The following is a 2,679-nucleotide window of genomic DNA, read 5'->3' on the forward strand; positions in this document are numbered from 1 at the left end:
ACGTTCATTTGTATGAGCTTTTGCCAGGCTTCATTCCAATGATCAAAAGTATCTTCCACATTGTGAAAAATTGAAATACCAGCATTATTTACAAGAATATCCAACTGTCCATAATGGGCGACAAAATCTGAGATCAACTGCTGCGGACCTGCTTTTTGACTGATATCACAAGCAAAGAGCTGGTGACCCTTACCCGGTAATTCCGCTAAGGTTTGCTCAGCCGCTTCTCGATTGCTTTTGTAATTGACACCAACTTGAGCACCTTTAGCAGCAAAGGCTAAGGCAGTAGCTTTACCAATGCCTCTGGAGCCTCCCGTGATCAGTACTTTCTTGCCCGAATAGTCCATAATTTAATATTCAATTTTTAGCTGTGGTAATCTCGAATCTCTAGTTTTTACGCGGTTCAAAATCGCCCTATAAAATTAAACATTAATCCACAGGTATACACAGATCAACGATGCACTTTTGCTCCGGATGTTGTTTAAAATCGTTGTGGTAGATCTCAAAGGGCTCTTGATCGTTCTTGTGATAGCCCTGCTCATTCATCCACACAAAAAGACCGGTCCAAGATTTTTCAAACTCATCCAAACCAATCTCAAAGCTACCGACTATACATTTTCCAGGTTCTAGTGTTCTTAAACTAACAACGCCCGCTGGTTTTTCATCTGAATTTAGAAGAATGGATGCGCTCATTCTAACCTCAGCAGGAGCAGTAAACTTAAAGCTATCGTGAAAGACTGTAGCCAGTTTGGTTTGATCATTCATCAGCCCTTTGGGTGCGGCCCATTGCATGAGCTGCCCATAGGCCGTTTCTAAGTTTTGCAAGCCTTTGCAACTTACGTAAGCAGTTTGTAGTAGTGGCATTTGTTTTACCTCAATAGTAGCATTCATAGTAATCCAGTTTTTATGATTCTTAATGATGCTAAGGTATTGCTCCACGTTAGGATAGGCTTGACCATTCTTGCGCAGGAGTTGACTTATCTTGCTAAATCTGTTTGGGTTCTGTTTTTTGAATTCTGTCGGAGAAACCTCAAAGTATTTTTTGAACGCCCGAGAAAAAGAAGACACCTCGCTAAAACCGTATTTCTGAGCCAATTCTGAGGCTGTTATATCTCGATGCAACAGTTCATCCGCAGCCTTGGTCAAGCGTCTGCGAATCACGTATTCATTCAAAGTTTCTTCTGTGATGAATTTAAAGATGCGGTGAAAATGATAGGGTGAAAAATAGGCCACTTCCGCAATGCGCTCTAAGGACAGATCGCCACCCAAGTTCTCATCGATATAATCAAAAACGCGATTCAATCGGCTTTGGTAATCTGGATTTATGGGTTGATTAGTCTCTGACATGATGCGATTCTGTGTCTGTAAAAGCTAAATTACAGAATCCTTTTCTTCTGGTAGTAATCCTGCGGTAACACCATGCAATAATCAGGATACTAATCATTCCCTTTGGGTAATCGAAGGGCAACTGCGAAAATTAAACCTAAGGCGATAAATTTGATTATTCCGAAGAACAGATCATCTGCATCCGCAGTAAAGAAAGTACTGATGATTCCCTACAAAACGATTGAAGATTTAGTTCTGGAAAAATCTAACTACTCCGCAATTGGATAGGCGCGCTGAACCGGCCAATTATCCTCATAGCCGCGTTGCCAATCTCTCTGTGCCAATTCTTGATCGGTTGCAAGACATGCATCGAGTTCTGAGATTATTTGAGCTTCATTCATATTTTGACCAATCAGGACCAATTCATTCTTTCGATCTCCGAATGTGAGATCCCAATCCTGTTCAATTTCCTGTTGATTATCCACAAAGGCCAAATACTCAATGCGCTGCTCAAAGGGCATGCTACTCCACCAAACCCCGGCACTATCTGCACGTAAAGAACCTCCCGCTTGGCTCCACACCATAGCCTGTCCCGGTCTGGAAGCCAGCCAAAACAACCCTTTACTACGAATAATATTCACAGGGAACTGGTGCTGGACATAATTCCAAAATCGCTCAGGATGAAAGGGATTTTTGGCGCGATATACAAAGGAGGCTATTCCGTACTCCTCGGTTTCTGGAGTGTGTTCATCTTTGTTCAGTTCTTCAATCCAACCCGCGCTTTGCTCGGCAGTTTCAAAATCAAAAAGTCCTGTATTCAGGATTTCATTCGGAGCTACTTGAGAAAAGGTCGATTCAATGATTCGTGCGGATGGATTCAATTTATGAATCGCCGCTTTCAGCAATCCCATATGGTCTTCGGAGACTAAATCTGCCTTATTGAGAATGATCACATTGGCAAATTCCACTTGATCCGTAAGTAAGTTGACAATGGTTCGGTAATCTCCCTCAATATCAGTTAACGCACGATCGATCAACAACTCTGGGCTGCCAAAATCCTTAAAGAAATTAAAGGCGTCAACCACCGTCACCATAGTATCCACATAACTGAATTTAGACAGGTCAATATTGTTGTCTTCATCAACAAAAGAGAATGTCTGCGCTACCGGAACCGGCTCACTGATGCCCGTACTTTCAATCAAGAGATAGTCAAAGCGATTTTCTTTGGCCAGTCGCTCCACTTCAATCATAAGATCTTCCCGCAACGTGCAACAAATACACGCATTACTCATCTCTACTAGCTTCTCCTGAGATCTTGAAAGCGTATTCTCGTTTTTGACAAGTGCTGCATCA

Annotated in this window: 3 protein-coding genes; all 3 read right to left on the reverse strand. The window is 42.2% G+C overall.

From position 1 onward, the window contains the following. Positions 1 to 347, reverse strand: a 347-nt coding sequence (locus tag HRT75_RS09380; RefSeq protein ID WP_291185651.1) for an SDR family oxidoreductase, incomplete at its 3' end; no start/stop codon positions are given. Positions 348 to 429: 82 nt separating this feature from the next. Then, complete coding sequence (locus HRT75_RS09385) at positions 430 to 1,347, reverse strand: GyrI-like domain-containing protein (protein WP_291185654.1); 918 nt, start codon at positions 1,345 to 1,347, stop codon at positions 430 to 432. 248 nt (positions 1,348 to 1,595) lie between these two features. Continuing rightward, on the reverse strand, positions 1,596 to 2,679 hold a 1,084-nt coding region (locus tag HRT75_RS09390; RefSeq protein ID WP_291185656.1), incomplete at its 5' end, for a GTP-binding protein.

Source organism: Gilvibacter sp. (assembly GCF_013214815.1).
Lineage (GTDB): Bacteria > Bacteroidota > Bacteroidia > Flavobacteriales > Flavobacteriaceae > Gilvibacter.

Excerpts from the sequence above, each read along its gene's own strand:
- HRT75_RS09385 (WP_291185654.1), bottom strand. The coding sequence starts at position 1,347 with ATGTCAGAGACTAATCAACCCATAAATCCAGATTACCAAAGCCGATTG.